General features: G+C 68.2%; 22 protein-coding genes. 11 read left to right on the top strand and 11 right to left on the bottom strand.

Translation table 11 applies throughout. The features are described 5' to 3' along the window. Positions 1 to 88: 88 nt before the first annotated feature. Positions 89 to 1,360, top strand: a complete 1,272-nt coding sequence (locus ACE026_RS06910) for a sensor histidine kinase (protein WP_486038485.1) — start codon at positions 89 to 91, stop codon at positions 1,358 to 1,360. Between the two features lie 31 nt (positions 1,361 to 1,391). Here the strand turns inward: ACE026_RS06910 and ACE026_RS06915 are convergent, their stop codons facing one another. Further along, complete coding sequence (locus tag ACE026_RS06915; RefSeq protein WP_486038486.1) at positions 1,392 to 2,099, bottom strand: SGNH/GDSL hydrolase family protein; 708 nt, start codon at positions 2,097 to 2,099, stop codon at positions 1,392 to 1,394. Positions 2,100 to 2,333: 234 nt separating this feature from the next. On the opposite strand from ACE026_RS06915, the gene ACE026_RS06920 reads away from it, so the two are divergent. The 8 genes from ACE026_RS06920 to ACE026_RS06955 all read left to right on the top strand — a co-directional run bounded on the left by ACE026_RS06920 (position 2,334) and on the right by ACE026_RS06955 (position 7,935). Further along, positions 2,334 to 2,714 (top strand): diacylglycerol kinase, encoded by a 381-nt coding sequence (locus ACE026_RS06920; RefSeq protein ID WP_486038487.1) that lies wholly within the window; start codon positions 2,334 to 2,336, stop codon positions 2,712 to 2,714. A 54-nt stretch (positions 2,715 to 2,768) separates the two neighbouring features. Then, entirely contained in the window at positions 2,769 to 3,518 is a 750-nt protein-coding gene (locus ACE026_RS06925) for a TerC family protein (RefSeq protein WP_088433998.1), read from the top strand. 93 nt (positions 3,519 to 3,611) lie between these two features. Next, positions 3,612 to 4,262 carry a LemA family protein gene (locus ACE026_RS06930; protein WP_486038488.1) on the top strand — a complete coding sequence of 217 codons (651 nt, stop codon included), beginning with the start codon at positions 3,612 to 3,614 and terminating at the stop codon, positions 4,260 to 4,262. A 10-nt stretch (positions 4,263 to 4,272) separates the two neighbouring features. Then, positions 4,273 to 5,178 carry a TPM domain-containing protein gene (locus ACE026_RS06935; protein WP_486038508.1) on the top strand — a complete coding sequence of 302 codons (906 nt, stop codon included), beginning with the start codon at positions 4,273 to 4,275 and terminating at the stop codon, positions 5,176 to 5,178. Further along, positions 5,178 to 5,666 carry a TPM domain-containing protein gene (locus tag ACE026_RS06940; RefSeq protein ID WP_486038489.1) on the top strand — a complete coding sequence of 163 codons (489 nt, stop codon included), beginning with the start codon at positions 5,178 to 5,180 and terminating at the stop codon, positions 5,664 to 5,666. Before ACE026_RS06935 ends, ACE026_RS06940 begins: the two co-directional genes overlap by 1 nt. An 84-nt stretch (positions 5,667 to 5,750) precedes the next feature. Continuing rightward, positions 5,751 to 6,641: a prolipoprotein diacylglyceryl transferase gene (gene lgt, locus ACE026_RS06945; protein WP_486038490.1), complete on the top strand. Its 891-nt coding sequence runs from the start codon at positions 5,751 to 5,753 to the stop codon at positions 6,639 to 6,641. Next, positions 6,638 to 7,432, top strand: coding sequence for a thymidylate synthase (locus ACE026_RS06950; protein WP_486038491.1), 795 nt, complete (start codon positions 6,638 to 6,640; stop codon positions 7,430 to 7,432). The genes lgt and ACE026_RS06950 overlap by 4 nt, the downstream gene beginning before the upstream one ends. Before the next feature lie 11 nt (positions 7,433 to 7,443). After that, a complete protein-coding gene (locus ACE026_RS06955) occupies positions 7,444 to 7,935 on the top strand; it encodes a dihydrofolate reductase (protein ID WP_486038492.1) in 492 nt (163 codons plus the stop codon). 43 nt (positions 7,936 to 7,978) lie between these two features. Here the strand turns inward: ACE026_RS06955 and ACE026_RS06960 are convergent, their stop codons facing one another. The 9 genes from ACE026_RS06960 to ACE026_RS07000 form a co-directional block, all read right to left on the bottom strand. Then, positions 7,979 to 9,016, bottom strand: a complete 1,038-nt coding sequence (locus ACE026_RS06960; protein ID WP_486038493.1) for a symmetrical bis(5'-nucleosyl)-tetraphosphatase — start codon at positions 9,014 to 9,016, stop codon at positions 7,979 to 7,981. A 13-nt stretch (positions 9,017 to 9,029) separates the two neighbouring features. Continuing rightward, positions 9,030 to 9,413 carry a Co2+/Mg2+ efflux protein ApaG gene (apaG, locus tag ACE026_RS06965; protein WP_121042792.1) on the bottom strand — a complete coding sequence of 128 codons (384 nt, stop codon included), beginning with the start codon at positions 9,411 to 9,413 and terminating at the stop codon, positions 9,030 to 9,032. A gap of 123 nt (positions 9,414 to 9,536) precedes the next feature. Further along, on the bottom strand, positions 9,537 to 10,367 hold the full coding sequence (gene rsmA / locus ACE026_RS06970) for a 16S rRNA (adenine(1518)-N(6)/adenine(1519)-N(6))-dimethyltransferase RsmA (protein ID WP_486038494.1): 831 nt from the start codon (positions 10,365 to 10,367) through the stop codon (positions 9,537 to 9,539). Continuing rightward, on the bottom strand, positions 10,364 to 11,344 hold the full coding sequence (pdxA, locus tag ACE026_RS06975; protein WP_486038495.1) for a 4-hydroxythreonine-4-phosphate dehydrogenase PdxA: 981 nt from the start codon (positions 11,342 to 11,344) through the stop codon (positions 10,364 to 10,366). Before pdxA ends, rsmA begins: the two co-directional genes overlap by 4 nt. Positions 11,345 to 11,347: 3 nt before the next feature. Continuing rightward, complete coding sequence (locus ACE026_RS06980) at positions 11,348 to 12,694, bottom strand: peptidylprolyl isomerase (protein ID WP_486038496.1); 1,347 nt, start codon at positions 12,692 to 12,694, stop codon at positions 11,348 to 11,350. After that, positions 12,691 to 15,144 carry an LPS-assembly protein LptD gene (gene lptD, locus ACE026_RS06985; RefSeq protein ID WP_486038497.1) on the bottom strand — a complete coding sequence of 818 codons (2,454 nt, stop codon included), beginning with the start codon at positions 15,142 to 15,144 and terminating at the stop codon, positions 12,691 to 12,693. The genes ACE026_RS06980 and lptD overlap by 4 nt, the downstream gene beginning before the upstream one ends. Before the next feature lie 116 nt (positions 15,145 to 15,260). Further along, a complete protein-coding gene (locus ACE026_RS06990) occupies positions 15,261 to 16,172 on the bottom strand; it encodes a histone deacetylase family protein (RefSeq protein ID WP_486038498.1) in 912 nt (303 codons plus the stop codon). A gap of 35 nt (positions 16,173 to 16,207) precedes the next feature. After that, positions 16,208 to 16,762 carry a cob(I)yrinic acid a,c-diamide adenosyltransferase gene (locus tag ACE026_RS06995; protein ID WP_486038499.1) on the bottom strand — a complete coding sequence of 185 codons (555 nt, stop codon included), beginning with the start codon at positions 16,760 to 16,762 and terminating at the stop codon, positions 16,208 to 16,210. 18 nt (positions 16,763 to 16,780) lie between these two features. Continuing rightward, positions 16,781 to 17,365, bottom strand: coding sequence for a hypothetical protein (locus ACE026_RS07000; RefSeq protein ID WP_486038500.1), 585 nt, complete (start codon positions 17,363 to 17,365; stop codon positions 16,781 to 16,783). A 94-nt stretch (positions 17,366 to 17,459) separates the two neighbouring features. Between ACE026_RS07000 and ubiH the strand changes: the two genes are divergently transcribed. Next, the gene (gene ubiH, locus ACE026_RS07005) at positions 17,460 to 18,665 is read left to right on the top strand and encodes a 2-octaprenyl-6-methoxyphenyl hydroxylase (RefSeq protein WP_486038501.1); all 1,206 of its coding nucleotides are present in this window, start codon (positions 17,460 to 17,462) and stop codon (positions 18,663 to 18,665) included. Beyond that, on the top strand, positions 18,662 to 19,837 hold the full coding sequence (locus ACE026_RS07010; RefSeq protein ID WP_486038502.1) for a UbiH/UbiF family hydroxylase: 1,176 nt from the start codon (positions 18,662 to 18,664) through the stop codon (positions 19,835 to 19,837). The genes ubiH and ACE026_RS07010 overlap by 4 nt, the downstream gene beginning before the upstream one ends. A 9-nt stretch (positions 19,838 to 19,846) precedes the next feature. Here the strand turns inward: ACE026_RS07010 and ACE026_RS07015 are convergent, their stop codons facing one another. Further along, a complete protein-coding gene (locus tag ACE026_RS07015) occupies positions 19,847 to 20,242 on the bottom strand; it encodes an EF-hand domain-containing protein (protein ID WP_486038503.1) in 396 nt (131 codons plus the stop codon). Between the last annotated feature and the right edge of the window lie 32 nt (positions 20,243 to 20,274).

The following is a 20,274-nucleotide window of genomic DNA, read 5'->3' on the forward strand; positions in this document are numbered from 1 at the left end:
CGGCATCTGCGGGGCCGTTGTCATGGTTTGCACGATGGACTCACGGCAAGCTTTCCTATAATCGCCGCGAACCGCCCTGGACCCCGTAATGCCGCACGGTCTGCCGCGCAAGATCCGCATCGTCTTCATCCTCCAAGCCGTGCTCGCCAGCCTGGGCATCCTGCTGGGCGCCTGGCTGGTGTCGTTGGTGATCAAGCACAGCCTGGTCAGCAGCGCGCTGCAGGAAGAGGCCGGCTACTACTGGCAACTGCACGAGGCCTCGCCGGTGCAGCCGCCGCCCAATACCCAGAACATCCGCGGTTACCTGCTCGAGACCGGGCAGTCGCCGCTGAGCCTGCCGGCCAACCTGCGCACGCTCACCCCCGGCTTCCATGAGCTCAAGGACGACGACCAGCTGGTGCTGGTCGATGCGCGTCCGGAAGGGCGCCTGTACCTGGTGTTCCTGCGTTCGCGCGCGGAGATGCTGGCGTTCTGGTTCGGCATCGTGCCGGTGCTGCTGACCCTGCTGGCCGTCTACGGCGCCTCGTGGATCACCTACCGCGCCTCCAAACGCCTGGTCTCACCGGTGAACTGGCTGGCCCGGCGCGTCTCGCGGTGGGACCCCGGGCATCCGGAAGCGGCCGATCTGGCGCCGGGCAAGCTGCCAGCGGACATGCAGGGCGAGACCCGCCAGCTGGCCGCCGCGCTGCACTCGCTGGCCACCAAGGTCACCGCGCACGTCGCGCGCGAGCGCAACTTCACCCGTGATGCCAGCCATGAGCTGCGCACCCCGCTGACCGTGATCCGGGTGGCCAGCGACATGGCGCTGGGCGATCAGGACATGACCCCGCGCCTGCGCCGCGGCCTGCAGCGCATCCAGCGCGCCGGGCGTGACATGGAGGCGGTGATCGATGCCTTCCTGATCCTCGCCCGCGAGGCCGATGTCGAGCCGCAGGTCGAGCTGTTCGACGTCAACGAGATCGTCCGCTACGAGGTCGACAACGCCCGCGAGCTGATCGCCGGGAGGCCCGTGGAGATCCACCTGCACAGCAATGGCCCGGTGATGCTGCACGCACCGCCGCGGGTGCTGCAGGTAGTGGTCAGCAACCTGCTGCGCAACGCCTGCAGCTATACCGACGAAGGCCGCATCGACGTCGACGTCGAGGCCGACCGGGTGGTCGTGCGCGATACGGGGATCGGCATGTCCGCCGAAGCGCTGGGCCGCGCGTTCGAGCCGTTCTATCGTGCCGAGCCCAGCCGTCCACAGGGCACCGGGCTGGGGCTGTCGATCGTGCGCCGGCTGTGCGACCGCTTCGGCTGGAAGATCGCCCTGACCAGCGAGCCCGGGCAGGGTACCCAGGCCACGATCCACTACCGCTGAGTCGGGGAGGCGCTGCGCCTCCCGGCGTGGCTCAGTTGCACTGCACCTTGGGCGCCAGCGCTTTGCGCCAGATCGCATAGCCTTCCGGCGTCATGTGCAGCATGTCCTCGCGGAACAGCGCGGCGCGCGGCTGGCCGTCGGCACCGAGCATCGGCGTGTAGACATCGGTGTAGCCGGTGTTGGGCAGCGTGGCCAGCGCGGCCTTGATCATCGCGTTGGCCTCGTTGATCGCCGGCAGCAGGTTGGCGCGTGAGGGGCTGGGCTTGATCGAGATGTACTCCACCGTGGTGCTGGGCAGGTCGCGGTGCACGCGCTTGACGAAGGCGACCACGTCGTCGTGGACCTGGGCCGGGCTGCGGCCGCTGTTGAGGTCGTTGTCGCCGGCATAGAAGAACACCTTGCACGGCGCATACGGGATCACGATGCGGTCGGCATACCAGGTGCTGTCGCGCACTTCCGAGCCGCCGAAGCCGCGGTTGAACACCGGCTGGCCCGGGAAATCGGTGGCCAGGCTCTCCCACATGCGGATCGAGGAGCTGCCGATGAACTCGATGCCGCCGCGCGGGGGCGGGCTGGTCGCGTCCTGGGCCGCGAACTGCGCCATGTCGCCGGCCCAGGCCACGTTGGAGACCTGGGGCGGCACCTGCGGCGCAGCGGGGGCCGGGGTACGGGCCAACGCGGGCAGGGCGGCGCCCAGGGCAAGGGCGAGCAGAAGGGGACGGGCACGGCGGTGCAGCATGGGCAACTCCTGGGGTGGGGCACCCGCTCGGGTGCCCGGACGGGCAGGCGTCCATCATAAAAGCTGCCGCCACGCCGCGCTTTACCACGGACGGGCGTTGGCCGCCTTCGACAATGCCCCGGCCGGCTTATGGCAAAATGAGCGATTGCCTGCCCCATTCAGCGATGCCCATGACTGTCTGCCGTGTGCTGTTCCTGCCGTTCCGGCCCGCATTGCCGACCGGGGTGATTGCCCATGGCGGATGAAATCGGGCACCTCCCGCGCGGCCCAAAGCGCATTTTCAAGGCCGCGGTCTGGTCGTGGCAGGGGCTGCGTGCGGCCTGGCTGCACGAGTCCTCGTTCCGGCTGGAGGTCTACCTGCTGATCGTGCTCGCCCCGCTGGCGCTCTGGCTTGGCCAGACCCCGGTGGAGCGTGCACTGATGATCGGCTCGGTGTTGCTGGTGCTGGCCATGGAACTGGCCAACTCGGCGATCGAGGCGGTGATCGAACGCTACGGTGCCGAATTCCACGAGCTCGCCGGACGTGCCAAGGACATGGGCTCGGCCGCTGTGTTCGTGCTGATGATGAACGTACTGGTGTGCTGGGCCCTGATCCTGCTGCCGCAGATCTTCTGACGTAACACTTCTGACGCGTCACACGCGTCATCCCCCCTGTAAGGATGGAAGTCCATGTTCCTTGAGTTGTTGTCCGACCCCAATGTCTGGTTGACCCTGTTTACGCTGAGCGCGCTGGAAATCGTGCTGGGCATCGACAACCTGGTCTTCATCTCGATCGCGGTGAGCAAGCTGCCCGAGGCGCGCCGTCCGTTCGCGCGCAAGCTCGGCATCGCGGTGGCCTGCATCACCCGCATCCTGCTGCTGGTCTCGCTGGCCTATCTGGCCCACATGGAAGCCAACCTGTTCACCATCGCCGGCATGGGCATCTCCATCCGCGACCTGGTGCTGATCCTCGGTGGCCTGTTCCTGATCATCAAGGGCACCATGGAGATCCGCGAGCTGATCACCGGCGGCGAAGACGAAGACCCGACCACCACCAAGGCCTCGGCCGTGTTCGGCATGGTGATCGCGCAGATCGCCGTGATCGACATCGTGTTCTCGCTGGACTCGGTGATCACCGCCGTGGGCATCGCCGACCACATCCCGGTGATGGTCGCCGCGATCCTGCTGTCGGTCGCCGTGATGCTGCTGGCCGCCAACCCGCTGGGCCGCTTCATCGATGCCAACCCGACCGTGAAGATGCTGGCCCTGGCCTTCATCCTGCTGATCGGCGTGGTGCTGATCCTGGATGGCCTGAGCGTGCACGTGCCCAAGCCCTACATCTACGCCGCGATGGGCTTCTCGGTGCTGGTGGAATGGCTGAACCTGCTGATGCGCCGCCGCGCCGTGGCGCACAACGTGCCGGGTGCCGGCAACTGGTAAGGGGGTAGATGCCGACCGTTGGTCGGCACCACATCCGCTTTACCCAAGACGTGGCATGCTCCGGATCCCGTTCATCGAGATCCGGAGCCGGCCATGCGATCGTTCTCCCGTTTGTTGTGCCTGGCCGTGCTGGCCTCCCTGTTGTCCGGTTGTGGCTACAACGCCATCCAGCAGAAGGATGAGCAGGTCAAGGCCGGTTGGGCCGAGGTGCTCAACCAGTACAAGCGCCGCGCCGATCTGATCCCCAACCTGGTGCAGACCGTGGAAGGCTATGCCAACCAGGAACGCCAGGTGCTGACCGATGTCACCAACGCCCGTGCGCGCGTGGGGCAGGTCAACGTCAATGCCGACGATGCCGACTCCCTCAAGCAGTTCCAGCAGGCCCAGGGCGAGCTGAGCGGTGCGCTGTCGCGCCTGCTGGTGGTCACCGAGAACTACCCGAACCTGAAGTCCGACCAGGGCTTCCGCGATCTGCAGGCGCAGTTGGAAGGCACCGAGAACCGCATCACCGTGGCGCGCGGCCGCTATATCCAGATGGTGCAGGACTACAACACCTACATCCGCCAGTTCCCGCAGGTGATCACCGCCAAGCTGTTCGGCTATGCCACCAAGCCGAACTTCACGGTGGAGAACGAAGCGCAGATCTCGCAGCCGCCGGCAGTCAAGTTCGGTTCGCAGCAACCGGCCCCGGCACCCGCACCGCAGGCGCCACAGCAGCAGCCGCAGCCGCAGCCGGCGAACTGAGCCCGTGACCATGCGCCTGCTGCGCTGCCTGTTGCTGCTCTGCCTGGCGCTGGCGCTGCCTGCCTGGGCGCAGACCCAGGCGGCGATCCCGGCGATGTCCTCGCCGGTGGTGGATACCACCGGCACCCTGGATGCCGCGCAGATCCAGGCCCTGGAAGCGCAGGCGTTGGCATTGCAGCAGCGCAAGGGCAGCCAGCTGCAGATCCTGATGGTGCCGACCACCGCGCCGGAAACCATCGAGCAGTACACCCAGCGCGTGTTCGAGCAGTGGTCCATCGGCCGCAAGGGCGTGGATGACGGCGTGCTGCTGGTGGTGGCCAAGGACGATCGCCGGGTCCGCATCGAGCCGGGCTACGGCCTGGAAGGCGCGATCCCGGATGCGATCGCCAATCGGGTCATCCAGGAGTACCTGGCCCCGCGTTTCCGCAGCAACGACTATGCCGGTGGCCTCACCGACGCCAGCGCCGCGCTGGTCAAGCTGATCGACGGCGAGGCGTTGCCCGCGCCGGTCAGCACGCATCGCGCCCAGGACACACCGGCCGGTGGCAACTGGACGATGGCGCTGGGCATCGGCCTGTTTGCCGGTCTGTTCCTGCGCGGCATCCTGGGCTGGCTGCCGCGACCGCTGCGCGCGCTGGCAAGCGGTGCCGGGGCCGGGGTGGCCGCGTTCCTGTTCACCTCGCTGGTGGTCGCCAGTGGCGCGGCCGCGGTGGTGGGCCTGCTGGTCGGCCTGACGTCGGCCGGTCGCGGCGGCGTGTTCGCGCGCAGTGGCGGCTGGGGTGGTGGTGGCTGGGGCGGTGGCGGGTTCGGTGGCGGGTTCGGTGGCGGCGGGGGTGGCTTCGGCGGCGGCGGTGGAGGCGGCTGGGGCGGAGGGGGGGGACGTTCGGGAGGCGGTGGCGCCTCGGGAGGCTGGTGATGCGCTGGCTCCGGCACGTGTTCTCCCCGTCGGTGCGGCGCGCCTTCCCACCCGCACAACTGCAGGCGATCACCGATGCGATCACCGCCGGCGAGCGGCGCCACGGTGGCCAGGTGATGTTCGCGGTGGAAGCGGATCTGGCGCTGGCCGCGTTGTGGCAGGGCATCACCGCACAGCAGCGCGCAGAGCAGGCCTTCGCCCAGCTGCGCACCTGGGATACCGAACACAACAACGGCGTATTGATCTACCTGCTGCTGGCCGACCATGCCATCGAGCTGGTCGCTGACCGGGGCCTGCGCGGGCGCATCGGTGAGGCGCAATGGCAGGCGATCTGCGCGCACATGCAGCAGCGGCTGCGTGAGGGCGCCCTGCAGGAGGGCGTGCTGCTGGCGATCGAAGAAGTTTCGAGCCTGCTGGCCGGGCACTATCCGCCCGTTCCGGGGTCACAGGATGACGGCCTGCCGGACACGCCGCAGATGCTGGGCTGAAGCCCGGCAATCGCGTGATCGGGGCCGCCGCGAGGCCGCTCCCGGGCGGCGCTAGAATATCGGCATCCCTGCAAGGCGCCCTTCATGATCTATTTCCACGATATCGACCCCATCGCCATCTCGCTCGGGCCGATCAAGGTGCATTGGTACGGCATCATGTACCTGCTCGGCTTCACCGCTGCCTGGTGGCTGGGGCGCAAGCGGATCGCGGCCGGGCGCCTGCCCGGGGTCGATGCCAACGGCTTCTCCGATCTGCTGTTCTACGCGATGCTCGGCGTGGTCGTCGGTGGCCGCGTGGGCTACATGCTGTTCTACGCCACCTCCGAATTCCTGCACAACCCGCTGCTGCTGTTCAAGGTGTGGGACGGTGGCATGAGCTTCCACGGTGGCCTGCTCGGCGTGCTGTTCGCCGCGTGGTGGTGGTCGCGCAAGCATCGCCTGCACCTGTTCGACACGATCGATTTCATGGCGCCGCTGGTCCCGTTGGGCCTGGGCTTCGGCCGCATCGGCAACTTCATCGGCGCCGAGCTGTGGGGCAAGTACACCGATGGCACCTGGGGCGTGGTGTTTCCCAGCGGCCTGCCGGCGCCGTTGAACGCGCTGGATCTGGCCACGCTGAAGGCCGAGTTCGCCACCGGCGCGCTCAATCAGTACGCCCGCCATCCCTCGCAGCTGTACGAAGCGCTGCTGGAAGGCCTGGTGATGTTCGTGGTGCTGTGGGCCGTGTCGGCCAAGCCGCGCCACCGCTACGTCATTGCCGGCCTGTTCGCGCTGATGTACGGCATCTTCCGCTTCGCGGTCGAGTTCGTGCGCATGCCCGACAACGGCGTCTACCTCGCCTTCGACTGGTTCACACGGGGCCAGCTGCTGAGCCTGCCGCTGGTGGTGTTCGGCCTGGTGCTGCTGGTGCTGTCGCGCCGCGCGCCGGTGCTGCAGCCGGTGCTGCCGGTCGCCGCCGAAGGCGCCAAGGCATGAAGACCTATCTCGACCTGCTCGCACATGTGCTGGAGCACGGCACGGAGAAATCCGACCGCACCGGCACCGGGACGCGCAGCGTGTTCGGTTGGCAGATGCGCTTCAACCTCAATGACGGCTTCCCGCTGGTCACCACCAAGAAACTGCACCTGCGCTCGATCATCCATGAGCTGCTGTGGTTCCTGAAAGGCGATACCAACATCGGGTATCTGAAGGACCACCAGGTGCGGATCTGGGACGAGTGGGCCGATGCCAACGGCGACCTCGGCCCGATCTACGGCAAGCAGTGGCGCAGCTGGGCCACCGCCGATGGCGGGGCGATCGACCAGATGCAGTGGCTGGTGGACGAGATCAAGCGCAACCCGGATTCGCGCCGGCTGGTGGTCAGTGCCTGGAACGTGGGCGAGCTGTCGCAGATGGCGTTGATGCCGTGCCACAACCTGTTCCAGTTCTATGTGGTGGACGGCAAGCTCAGCTGCCAGCTGTATCAGCGTAGCGGCGACATCTTCCTCGGCGTGCCGTTCAACATTGCCAGCTACGCGCTGCTGACCCACATGGTGGCCCAGGCGACCGGGCTGGGTGTCGGCGATTTCGTGCACACCCTGGGTGATGCGCACCTGTACTCGAACCACTTCGAGCAGGCCCGCGAACAGCTCGCCCGTGAGCCGCGCGCGCTGCCGAAACTCTGGTTGAACCCCGAGGTGACCGATCTGTTCGGTTTCCAGTTCGATGACATCCGCATCGATGGCTACGACCCGCACCCGGCGATCAAGGCCCCGGTGGCGGTGTGAGCAACACGCGCATGAAGCTCTCCCTGATCGCCGCGCTGGACACCGACCACGGCATCGGCCGTGACAACGACCTGCCATGGAAGCTGCCGGACGATCTCAAGCGCTTCAAGGCGCTGACCGTCGGCAAGCCGATCCTGATGGGGCGCAAGACCGCCCAGTCGCTCGGCCGTGCCTTGCCGGGCCGCTTGAATCTGGTGCTGACCCGCAGCGGCCAGGTGCCGTTCGACGGCATGCACGCGGTGGCCTCGATCGAGCAGGCGCTGCAGGCAGCGGGCGCTGCCGGGGCGGAAGAGCTGTGCGTCATCGGTGGCGGCGAGATCTATCGCCTGGCCATGGCCCAGGCCACCGATCTGCACCTGACCTGGGTGCAGACCACCGTGCCGGCCGATACCCATTTCCCGCCGGTCGATCCGGCGCTGTGGGTGGAGGTGGCACGCGAACACCACGCGGCCGACGAGCGGCACGCGTTCGCGTTCGATTTCGTGGATTACCGCCGCGCCTGAGCGCGCGCTGCAGGCAGGCCGGTCGCACTGACCGGCCTGCGGCTCATTCGGCGTCGCTGGTGACGTCGTTGTTCTGCAGCTGTTGCTGCGGCTGCTGCTCGGCGTTCTGCGCGGGCTTCGCACCACCGCCCTGTCGGCCCTGGCCGCCCCGGCCACGGTCGCGCCCCTGGCCTTGGCCCTGGCGCGGTGGACGCCCGTTTGGCTGCGCACCCTCGGCGGCCGGGCGGCGAGCCGGCGGACGCGGCGCGGACACCGGCTTGGGCACATCGCGGCCCGGCACCTGCACCACGCGCAGTTCTTCGGTATCCAGCTGCAGTGCGGTGAGCTTGCCACCCCAGACCGCGCCGGTATCGATGGCATGCACGCCCTGGGTGATGGTCAGGCCGAGGGCGGACCAATGCCCGCAGACGATCTTCAGATCGCGCTCGGCGCGGCCCGGCACTTCGAACCAGGGGTACAAGCCCTGTTCCTGCGTGCCCGGCGTGCCCTTGTCTTCGATCCCGATCCGGCCTCGCGGGGTGCAGTAACGCATCCGGGTGAACAGATTGATGATCGCGCGGGAGCGGTCGTAGCCGGCCAGCCCGGGGGACCAGCTGGGCTTGTCGCCATACATGTTGCGGAACAGCTTGCGGTAGCCGCTGCCGTGCAGCTGCTGCTCGACCTCGCGGGCATGCTTTTCGGCCAGCTGGGTGGTCCACTTCGGGGCCAGCCCGGCGTGGATCATCATCCAGCCCAGCTCGCGGTCCACATGGGCCAGCTTCTGCAGACGCAGCCATTCCAGCAGTTCGTCGCGGTCCTCGGCCTGCACGATGCGCAGCAGATCCGGGTTGACCTTGCGCTGCTCTTCCTCGGTGCGTGCACCGACCGCGAGCAGGGACAGGTCGTGGTTGCCCAGCACGATCACGCTGCTCTCGCGCAGCGAATGGACCAGGCGCAGGGTTTCCAGCGACTGCCCACCGCGGTTGACCAGATCGCCGCAGAACCACAGCTTGTCGACGGCGGGGTCGAAGTTGATTTTTTCCAGCAACCGCTGGGTGACGTCGTAGCAGCCCTGCAGGTCGCCGATGGCCCAGACACTCATGCGTGCGCCTCCATCAGTGCAGTGTGCGCGGAACGGTCAGGACGAACGGCGCGATGGGGGCGGCGAACTCGGTGCCGTCATCGGCCACCATGTCGTAGTGCCCCTGCATCGTGCCGTGCTCGGTCTCCAGCATGACACCGGAGGTGTAACGGAAGTCTTCACCGGGGCGCAGCCGCGGCTGCTCGCCGATCACCCCGTCGCCGTCGACATGCTCGATGCGGCCATTGGCATCGGTGATCCGCCAGTGGCGCGCCACCAGCCGTGCCGCGACGCGGCCCCGGTTGAGGATGCGGATCGTATAGGCGAACGCGTAGCGGCCGTCCTCCGGGGTGGACTGGTCATCGAGGAAGCGGGGGGCGACCTCGACGGAGATCGCGTAGTTTGCAGCGTCGTTCATGCAGGCAGTTTAGTGAATGTTGTGCACGATGAGATGAGTGCTGCCCAAGCTGGCAGCGCCCCCGTCATGGATGTCAGGCGGTTCTACGTGCGCGCGGCCGGTGAGGGCCACGAGGTGGCGCGCTCAGCCTTGCGGCGCGTCAGCCTCGTACGGGACGTTGGCCAGCGCGATGAACTGCGCCACGTCCAGCTGCTCGGCCCGAGCATCGCTGCGCACGCCGGCCGCTTCGAACTGCTCGGGCGTGCAGACGTTCTGCAGCGCATTGCGCAGGGTCTTGCGGCGCTGCCCGAACGCGGCCTTGACCACGTGGGCGAAGCGCTTGCGGTCCAGGATGCCGATCGTGGCCGGATCCCGGGGGACCAGCCGCACCACCGCCGAATCGACCTTGGGCGGCGGACGGAACGCACCCGGCGGCACCACGAACAGCGAGGTCACCTTGCAGAATGCCTGCAGCATCACGCTCAGCCGGCCATACACCTTGCTGCCCGGATCGGCGGCCATGCGGTCGACCACTTCCTTCTGCAGCATGAAGTGCATGTCGGTGATCACCGCCGCGTGGTCCAGCGCATGGAACAGGATCGGCGAGGAGATGTTGTAGGGCAGGTTGCCGACCAGGCGGATCGGGCTGCCGGCGGCCAGCTCGGTGAAATCCACCTGCAGCACGTCGCGGTGGATGATGGTCATCTCGCCCAGCGGTTCGGCGGCGGCGGCCAGCGGGCCGACCAGATCGCGATCGAACTCGATCACGGTCAGCTTCGGGTGGCGGCGCAGCAGCGGCAGGGTGATGGCGCCCTGGCCCGGGCCGATCTCGACCAGGCGGTCGCCGTCTTTCGGGCTGACCGCCAGCACGATCTTGTCGATGTAGCTGCGGTCGGCAAGGAAGTGCTGGCCGAGCTGCTTCTTGGCGGGGCCGGAGAAACCGGGCGCGCCGGAGGAGGAATACGAAGAAGTCATGGCACCAGTGTACGTTGACGCGCCAGCCGGGCACACAGCGCGGTGGCAGCGAGGAGGCTGGAAGGGGCGGCCAGGCCGCGGCCGGCCAGATCCAGGGCGGTGCCATGGTCGACCGCGACGCGCGGGTAGGGCAGGCCCAGGGTGATGTTGACGGCCTGCTCGAAGCCGCTGTACTTGAGCACCGGCAGGCCCTGGTCGTGGTACATGGCCAGCACCGTGTCGAACCCGGCCAGCTTGGCCGGCAGGAAGGCGGTGTCGGCCGGCAGCGGCCCGACCAGGTCCATGCCCTGGGCGCGCAGGCGCGCCAGCAGCGGGATGATCAGGTCCAGTTCTTCGCGGCCCAGATGACCGTCTTCGCCAGCGTGCGGGTTGAGCCCGAGCACGGCAATGCGCGGCGAGGCCAGGCCGAAATCGCGCTGCAGGGCGTCGTGGACGATCTGCAGGGTGAGTGCCAGCCCATCGGCCGTGATCGCATCGGCCACCGCGCGCAACGGCAGGTGGGTGGTGGCCAGGGCGACCCGGACGATGTCATTGGCGAGCATCATCACCACCGGGGTACGGGCCTGGTCGGCCAGCAGTTCGGTGGTGCCGCTGTAGGCGATGCCGCCCTCGTTGATGACCGCCTTGTGCACCGGGCCGGTGACCACGCCGGCAAGTTCACCGGACAGGCAGGCCTGCCCGGCCTGGCGCAGCGCGCCGATCACGGCCGCGGCGTTGGCAGGATCCGGCGTGCCGAAGCGCGAGGGCACGGCATTGGGGACCGCGCGCAACGGCAGATCGCCCGGCTGGCGGGCGATGGCGTCTTCAGGCAGGAGCTGCAGGGGCAGCGACAGCGCAGCGGCGGCAGCCTGCAGCGTGTCCGGGTCGGCGAAGGCCAGCAGCCGGCAATCGGTGCGCGGCTGCTGGATCAGACGGAGGCAGAGCTCCGGGCCGATCCCCGCCGGCTCGCCCGGTACCAGCGCGAGCTGCGGGAGCATGGATCAGGACTGCGGCGGCGTGGTCGCCGCGGCACCCGGGGCATAGCCGCGCATATCCACGTAGGCTTCGCCACGCAGTTCCTGCAGGAAGCGGTTGTACTCTTCCTCCAGCTTGCGGCGGCCGATCGTTTCACGGATCTGGGCGCGCTGGTTGTCGGTGGTGGCATCGGTCTGGCGCGTGGCGACGCGCTGGACGATGTGCCAGCCGGCATCGGTACGGAACGGCTGGCTCACGCCGCCGTCGGTGATGCCCTCAACCTGCTTGCCGAAGTCCGGACCGAAGGCATCGGCCGGGAACCAGCCCAGATCGCCGCCCTGGCCCTTGCTGTTGTTGTCTTCCGAGGATTCCTTGGCCACTGCATCGAACTCGGCGCCGCCGGCGATGCGGGCACGCAGGGTGTCGATCTTGGCCTTGGCCGCGGCATTGTCCTGCTGGTCGGTGATGCGGACCAGGATATGACGGGCGTGGTATTCGGTGATGGTGTGACCGCCGTCAGCGGCCGCGCTGGCATCACGCACCTCGACCAGCTTCAGCAGCTGGAAACCACTGGGGCCACGCAGCGGGCCGACCACGTCGCCAGACTTCATCTCTTTCATCATCTGCGCGAAGGCATTCGGGATTTCATCCAGCGAACGCCAGCCCAGGTCGCCGCCTTCCAGCGCGTTGGGGCTGTCCGAATAACGGACGGCGGCCGCGTTGAAGTCGAGCTCGCCCTTGTCCAGCAGTGCCTTGACGCCATCGGCCTTCTTCTGGCCGGTGGTGATCTGCTCGGCGGTGGCGCCTTCCGGCAGGCCGATCAGGATGTGGGCCAGGTGGTACTGGGTGCCCACGGTGGCCTGCTGCTTGAGCGCGCCATCCACTTCGCCTTCGCTGACGGTGATGCGGCTCTGCGCGAAGCTCTGGCGCAGGCGCTGGACGGTGATCTCGTCACGCACCGAATTGCGGAAGTCATTGAAATCCAGACCGTCGCTGGCCAGACGCTGGCGCAGGGCATCCAGGGTGGAGCCGTTCTGCTGGGCGATGGCGTTGATGGCCTGGTTCAGTTCCTGATCGCTGACCTTGATGCCGCTGCTCTCGGCACGCGCCACCTGCAGCTTCACCAGCACCAGGCGCTCGAGCACCTGGCGGCTGAGCACGTCATCGGGCGGCAGCTGGTTCTCACGACCGGCGTACTGCGCCTTGATGTTCTGGACGGCGCGGTCCAGTTCGCTCTGCAGCACGACGTCCTCATCGACGATCGCCGCGATGCGGTCCAGCTGCTGACTCTGCTGGGCCAGCACCTGCAACGGGGCCGTCGCGGAGGAGACCGCCAGCAGGGAGGCGAGGAGTACGGGAAGGGTCTTGGTCATGGGATCTGATTCGGATCGTAGTCGTCGCGGGCTGCACCGGTGTTGCTGGGCGGCACCAGATAGAGGTCGTCTCGGTAGTACCCGAGAATAGCACGGCGCAAGGTGCGGTCCGTGTTCTGGCCGATGGAGCTCAGGCCCTTGAGCACGAACTCAATCTGGAAGGAGTTGTTGAGTTCACCCTCGCGGTTGCGCACGTAGCGGCGGGCGATGGCGCGAACGGCCAGGCAGCAGCTGTCCCACTGCACACCGCCGATGATTTCCAGCGGGGCGCGGTCCTGGATGGAGTAGTAATAGCGTCCGACCAGGCTCCAGCGCTCGTTGAGCGGGTAGAGGAAGGACAGGTCGGCCTGCTCCAGCAGCGTCCGGTCGCGGCGGGTCGCCGTGGTCGAGGCCTGCGGATTCAAGCGGCTGCGGTAGGTCAGGTTGACGATGCCGTCGTTGGACATGAGGTAGCGCGCGCGCACGCTGGCCAGATCCTCACGCTTGTACTTGGGATCCCACTGATAGGTGGCACCCAGGGTCCAGCGGTCGTTGATCATGTAGTTCGTATCGGCGATCCAGGCCGACTTGCCCTGCTCGACCGGCGTTTCACTGCTGTTGAGCGTGACCCGCGAATCATCGAAGTACAGGATCTGGCCGATGCTGCCGGAGAAGCGCTCCTTGCCGGTGTCCTGGTCGATGAAGCGGGTGCTCACCGCCATGGTCAGCTGGTTGGCGTCGTTCTGGCGATCGGCGCCGGAGTAGCGCGAATCGCGGAACAGCTGGCCCCAGCTGAAGGTGAAGTCACGCGTATCGAACACCGGCAGATCGCTCTGGTCGCGGTACGGCGTACGCAGATAGAACAGGCGCGGCTCCAGCGTGTGCAGGAAGCGCGTGTCGCCGATGGTGGTTTCCCGATCGAAGAACAGGCCGGCGTCAATGGTGCCGATGGGCAGGCTGCGGCTCGGCGAGGTGTTGCCGCGCAGCTGGTCCGGGGTCGCGGTGGCCGGGTCGATGCCGGCAGCGACCAGATTCTGCCAGCGGGTGTCATCGGCCAGCCCGCGCTCCAGGTCGTACCCGGTGTAGCGATAGGCCAGGGTCGGGGTGACGTACCAGGCCGCGCCGCTGAACGGCATCGAGACATACGGTTTCACGTCCAGCCGCGAGCCGCCGTCCATGCTGCGTGACACGCCGGTGCGCTCGTATTCCTGGTCGGCGCCGAACTTCTCATGCACATCCAGATGGGTGAAGTTGACGGCTTCGGCGTACACACCGGTTTCCAGCCATGGCAGCAGCGGCTTGTCCCAATTGACGAACAGACGCGGCTGGCGGGCATACGGCAGGGACCTTTCGGTCAGGGTGTAATCGGTGAGCTGCCAATAGTCGGCCATCAGGCCGCCGGTCCAGTTCTCACCGGTGCCGTAGATGCCGATCTGGCTCTGCAGGTTGGAGGTGGTCACGCCGAGCAGCTTATTGGAGAAATCCTCCAGGTAACGCTCATCGCTGACCCAGGCCAGGCTGGCGCGGGCCTGCCAGTTGGCGTTGATGTTGTGGTACCCGCTGAACTCCACGCGGCCGCGATCCTTGTCGCGCAGCTTGTCGTTGGGCAGGTAGGCGGTCAGCAGCTCGCCGCGGCCACCGTCGTAGAGATAGCGGAATTCGTTGTCGAGCATGAAGCCGCGCTTGCTCATGTAGCGCGGCATCAGGGTGTCGTCGAAGTTCGGCGCCAGGTTCAGGTAGATCGGCTGGGTGTAGTCGAAGCCGTTGCGGCCGGACAGGCCCACCTGCGGATACAGAAGGCCGGTCTGGCGGCGGTCGTCGATCGGGAACTTGAAATACGGTGCCCACAGCACCGGCACCTTGCCGATACGCAGCACGGCGTTGCGTGCGGTACCGAAGCCGGCGTCGTTATCGACCTCGATCTGCGGTGCCGAGAGCTTCCATACCGGCTGCGAGGGATCGCAGGTGGTGTAGGTGGAGCGGTGCATCTGGCCCACCGCGCCCTGCAGATCGATCGACTCGGCGCCACCGTTGCCCCGGCGGGACACCAGCTGGTACTGGATGTCGGAGATTTTGTGGGTGTCGCTTTCCTGGTTGCCTTCGGCGCGCTTGGCCTTCATCCGGATCGAGGAGTCCTGATAGCGGACGTTGCCCTCGGCGATGTAGTTGCCGCTTTCGGTGTCGAAGCTCAGGTTGTCGGTGCCCAGGAACTGGTCGCCGCGCTTGAGCGCGACATTGCCCTGGTAGTTGGGCACCACGGAGGTACCGGTCAGTTGGTCGCCTTCGATGTCCGTCGGCTGCTGGTCACGCGTCGCGGCCGCGGCTTTGTCAGCCTTGGGCGCATCGTCGAACACGGGCAGCACGTCGGTCACCGGGCACAGGCCCCAGTTCACCGGCTTGTCGTCGGCCAGGGCCGGCAGGCAGATGGCGATACTGAGGGGGAGGGGCAGCAGGCGGAGGGCTCGGCGCACGCGGTATCGGATTCGGGCGAAAACGGATCGTAGCTTGCCCCATCCCTTGCATAGGGGCAATGAAGGTCCCGCCCACGCAGGGGGCCGGGTTCATTCGAAGGCCCGGCCCGCGCGGCTCAGCGCAGCTGGCCGACATGGGCCACGCTGCACTCGGCCAAGGCCTGCAGGTCGTATCCGCCCTCGAGCATCGACACGATCCGGCCGGCGCCGTGGCGGCGGGCGAGCCCGCGCAGCTCAGCGGTGATCCAGGCGAAATCCTCGGTTTCCAGCATCAGGTCGGCCTGCGGGTCGCGCATGTGCGCATCGAAGCCGGCCGAGATCAGCAGCAGCTGCGGGCGGAAATCATCGATGGCCGGCAGCATTTCGTCGGCCCAGGTGTTGCGGAAACGGAAGCCGCCACTGCCCGGCGGCAGCAGGATGTTCATCAGGTTGCCCGCCCCGCGGTCGCGGCGGAGGCCGGAATTGGGGAACAGCCCGGCCTGGTGGGTGCTGTAGTAGGCCACCCCGGGATCGGCGATGAAGATGTCCTGGGTGCCGTTGCCGTGGTGCACGTCGAAATCGACGATGGCGATCCGCTCCAGTCCATAGCGGTCGCGGGCGTAGGCCGCGGCGATGGCGATGTTGTTGAACAGGCAGAAGCCCATCGCCGTGTTGGCGCTGGCATGGTGGCCCGGCGGGCGCACCGCGCAGAACGCGACCGGGTCCTGGCCGAGCATCACCGCATCGACCGCCGCCACGCCGGCACCGGCCGCATGCAGGGCCGCACTGGCCGAGCCGGGCGAGGTCATGGTGTCCATGTCGATCAGGCGCAGCGGCTCGGTCTGCGGCTTGAGGACCAGATCGATCAGTTCGCTGTCATGGACCCGGGCCAGCTCACCGAGCTTGGCCGGGGGCGCCTCCCGCCAATCCAGCTGGTCCGGATAGGCGGCCTTGAGCGCATCGAGCACCCCCTGCAGGCGCGCCGGGCATTCGGGGGGGCCGCGGCCGGGATCGTGTTGCAGACAGGCGGGGTGGGTGAAAACCAGCATGCGGGCAGGATATCCGGGTGGGGCGGCAGCGCCGCTCAGGCGTGGCGGCGCTCGTGGCGCCAGAGCACCTCGCCGTGGCCGTCGGCGCGGGCCAGCACGCGCGCGAGCACGAACAGCAGGTCCGACAGGCGGTTGAGGTAATGCAGTGCTTCCGGGCGGACCGTCTCCCGGCGCGCCAGCGTGACCGTCTCGCGCTCGGCGCGGCGCACGATGGTGCGGGCCAGGTGGCAGCGCGCCGCCGCTTCGCCACCGGCCGGCAGGATGAACTCCTTCAACACCGGCAGATCGGCGTTGTAGTGGTCCAGCTGGTGCTCCAGCGCCTCGATGTCGGCGGCGTGGATGGCGGCATGACCGGGGATGCACAGCTCGCCGCCCAGATCGAACAGCTGGTGCTGGATCACGGTCAGCAGGGCGCGGATGTCGTCGGGCAGCGGCGCCGCGAGCAGCACCCCGAGCGCCGAGTTGGCCTCATCAACGGTGCCGTAGGCGGCGACGCGGGCGTCGTCCTTGGCCACGCGGCTGCCATCGCCCAGCCCGGTGCTGCCATCGTCACCGGTGCGCGTATAGATACGGGAAAGGCGGTTACCCATCGGCGAGCCCGGCCGCGCTCAGTGCAGCACGTCGCGGCGCGCCTGCAGCAGCTTGCCGACCTGTTCGGTCGCCAGCTGCAGGGCGGCGGCCAGGCCGACGTAGACCGCGGCGGTGCGCAGGTAGGGCAGGAACCAGTCGCCGTAGTTCTTCGCCCAGCCATCGACGGTAGGGGCGGCCACGTTGTCACTGGTCCAGTAGAAGCCGCCCTGGGCAAACAGATGACAGACCGCCACCGCCGCGACCAGCAACAGCGCGCCCTTGCCCAGCGCGGCCCAGGTAGCACCGTGGTAGCCGCCGCGCAGGAGCATGCCGCCGCTCCACATGGCGAAGTACGCCGGAAGCAGCATCCAGTAGCCGGGGGAGACGCAGTAGTGCTGCCAGAAATCCAGGCCGCTGCGGCGGATCACGATCCAGTCGACCAGCACCGCCAGCGCCATCAGCAGGGGGAACGCCCAGCGGGTCCACTGGCGCAGGTAGAAGCCGCCGATGAAGAACACCGCCCAGGACGCATCCGGAATCGCCGCGAAATGATTGACCCGGGTCGCCGCCATCAGCAGCACGAGCACGGACAGGACGAAGGCGCGTTGGGCAGTGGAGGTCATGGCGGTGACGGGTAGGGGCAGGCATTCATTCTAGCGCCTGCTGCGGCAGCCCGCCGCACGCCGCCGGAACGGGCGAACCCTTATCATGGCGGGCATGAGTGAACGACATGATGTAGTGATCGTAGGTGGCGGGCTGGTCGGTGCCAGCCTGGCCATCGCCCTGGACCGTGCCGGCCGCGATGTCGGTCTGGTCGAGGCGTCGCCGCTGGGCACGCTGCCGGCGGTGTTCGACCAGCGCAACCTCAGTTTTGCTGCCGCCACCGTCAATGCGCTGACCGCGCTGGGCGTGATGCAGAGGCTGGCCGCTGCGCCGGGCGCGATCACGCGCATCCATGTCAGCCGCGCCGGCGATTTCGGCCGGGTGCAGATGGAGGCCGCGCAGTACCAGCGCCCGTGGTTCGGCCAGGTGGTGGTGGCCCGCGATTTCGGCCAGGCGCTGGAAGCGCGGCTGGACACGCTGACCCACCTGACCCGCTATCGTCCGGCCCGGTTCGTGCGCCTGGGCGCCACGGTGGATGGCTACCGCCAGGTGTTCATCGCCGATGACAGCGGTGAGCGCTGCCTGTTGGCCCGCCTGGTGGTGGGTGCTGATGGCACCCGCAGTGGCGTGCGCGACGCGCTGGGCATCGGCGTGGACGAACATGATTTCCAACAGACCCTGTTCGTGTCGCGGGTGCGCGCCGCGCGTGCGCCGGACGGCACCGCGTACGAGCGCTTCACTGACACCGGCCCGACCGCACTGCTGCCGCGTGGTGACCGCCACTTCGGCGCGGTGCACGGCGTTGCCCGCGAGCAGGCCGAAGCGGTGATGGCGCTGGACGATGCCGCCTGGGTGAGCCGCCTGCAGGGCGCGATCGGCTGGCGTGCCGGCCGGTTGCTGGAGAGCGGGCCGCGCAGCGCGTATCCGTTGGTCCAGGTGCTGTCGCAGGCATTGGTCGGCGAGCGTGCCGTCCTGCTTGGCAATGCCGCACAGACCATCCATCCGCTGGGCGCACAGGGCTTCAACCTGGGCCTGCGCGATGCGCTGACCCTGGCCGAGCTGGTCGCCGAGGCCGACGATGCCGGCAGCGATGCGCTGCTGCGCGAACACGTGGCACGACGTCTGGAAGACCGCGAGCAGACCATCGCCTTCTCCGGCGGGCTGGCACGCCTGACCAGCAACCCGGCACCGCTGATGCGGCCGCTGCGTTCGCTCGGGTTGTTGGCCGCGCAGGCCACGCCGATGCAGTCGATGCTGGTCGGTGGCGCGATGGGCTTCCGCGGCCAGGTGCCGGCGCTGTGCCGCGGAGCCGGCCTGTGAGCCGGCGCCCGCAGGATGTCGTGGTGGTCGGCGGCGGCGTGGTCGGCGCGGCCTGTGCCTTGGCCCTGGCCGATGCCGGGCTGTCGGTGACGCTGGTGGAAGGCCGCGAGCCTGCCGCCTGGCAACCGCAGCAACCGGATCTGCGCGTGTATGCGTTCGCGCCGGACAATGCCCAGCTGCTGGCCGCGCTCGGCGTGTGGCCGGCGGTGACTGCCGCACGCGCCTGTGCCTACCGCCGCATGCGGGTCTGGGATGCGGCCGGTGGCGATGAGCTGCGCTTCGACGCCGATACGCTCGGCCGCGAACAACTGGGCTGGATCATCGAGAACGATCTGCTGGTGGACCGCCTGTGGGCGGCGCTGCCCGCGGCCGGCGTGCAGCTGTGCTGCCCGGCGCGGGTGGAAGCGCTGGAGCAGGACGCCAGCGGGGTGCGCCTGCGCCTGGACGACGGCCGTCGGCTCGACGCCTCGCTGGCGATCGCCGCCGACGGCGCCGAATCCACCCTGCGCCGTCTGGCCGGGCTGGCGGTGACCCGCCAGGATTACGGCCAGCGTGGCGTGGTTGCCTACGTGGATACCGAAAAAAACAATGAAGCCACGGCGTGGCAGCGCTTCCTGGTGACCGGCCCGCTGGCGGTCCTGCCGATCAGCGCGCAGCGCAGTTCGATCGTGTGGACGCTGCCCGAGGCCGAGGCCGAGCGCGTGCTGGCGCTCGATGAGGCCGCCTTCGGTCGTGAGCTCACCCATGCCTTTGCCGGGCGGCTGGGGGCGATGACCCTGGCCTCCAAGCGCGCGGCCTTCCCGCTGCGCCGCCAATTGGCGACCGGCTACGTCGCCGGTCGCGTGCTCGCGCTGGGTGATGCGGCGCATGTGGTGCATCCGCTGGCCGGGCAGGGCGTCAATCTCGGCCTGCGCGATGTCGCCGCGTTGCGGACGATGGTGCTGGCTGCACAGCAGCGCCGCCAGGACTGGATGTCACCGCACCGCCTGCAGCGCTGGGCACGCGAACGCCGCAGTGAAAACACCGTCGCTGCGTACAGTTTCGATGCGATCAACACGGTGTTCTCCAATGATGAGATGCACCTGACCCTGGCGCGCGGTCGCGCGCTGGGCTGCGCCGGCAAGCTGCCGCCGCTGGTATCGATGTTCTGGAAGCGTGCGGCGGGGTTGTGACCCGCGCGCTCAGTCGATCAGCCAGCCGGCCAGATCGGCGCGGTCCAGCTTGCCGCGCCGCTTCACGTCCAGCGCGTTGAATTCATCGGCCAGCGTCGGGTTGGCCTGCGCCTCGGCGCGGCTGATGAAGCCATCGCCGTCGACATCCAGCGCCGCGAACGCGATGCGGTACTGACCGACCACGCTCACGGGCTGCACCGAACGCACCGTCACCTCGGCTTCGCCGGCCGGTGCGGCCAGCGTCACCTGATGGGTCACCTCACCCTGCGAGAGCGGCTGCGCGCGCACGCTGGCCGGCACCTCGCGCAGCGGTTCGCTGACCGCCGGTGGCGGGGTGCGGACCTGGGCCAGGGCAAGCGTGGGCAGCAGGGACAGCAGCAGGGTGAGGCTGGATCGGCGTCGCATGGAAACTCCGTACATGACGTGGGGGGGGCCCG

The organism is Stenotrophomonas sp. AGC87 (genome assembly GCF_057333975.1).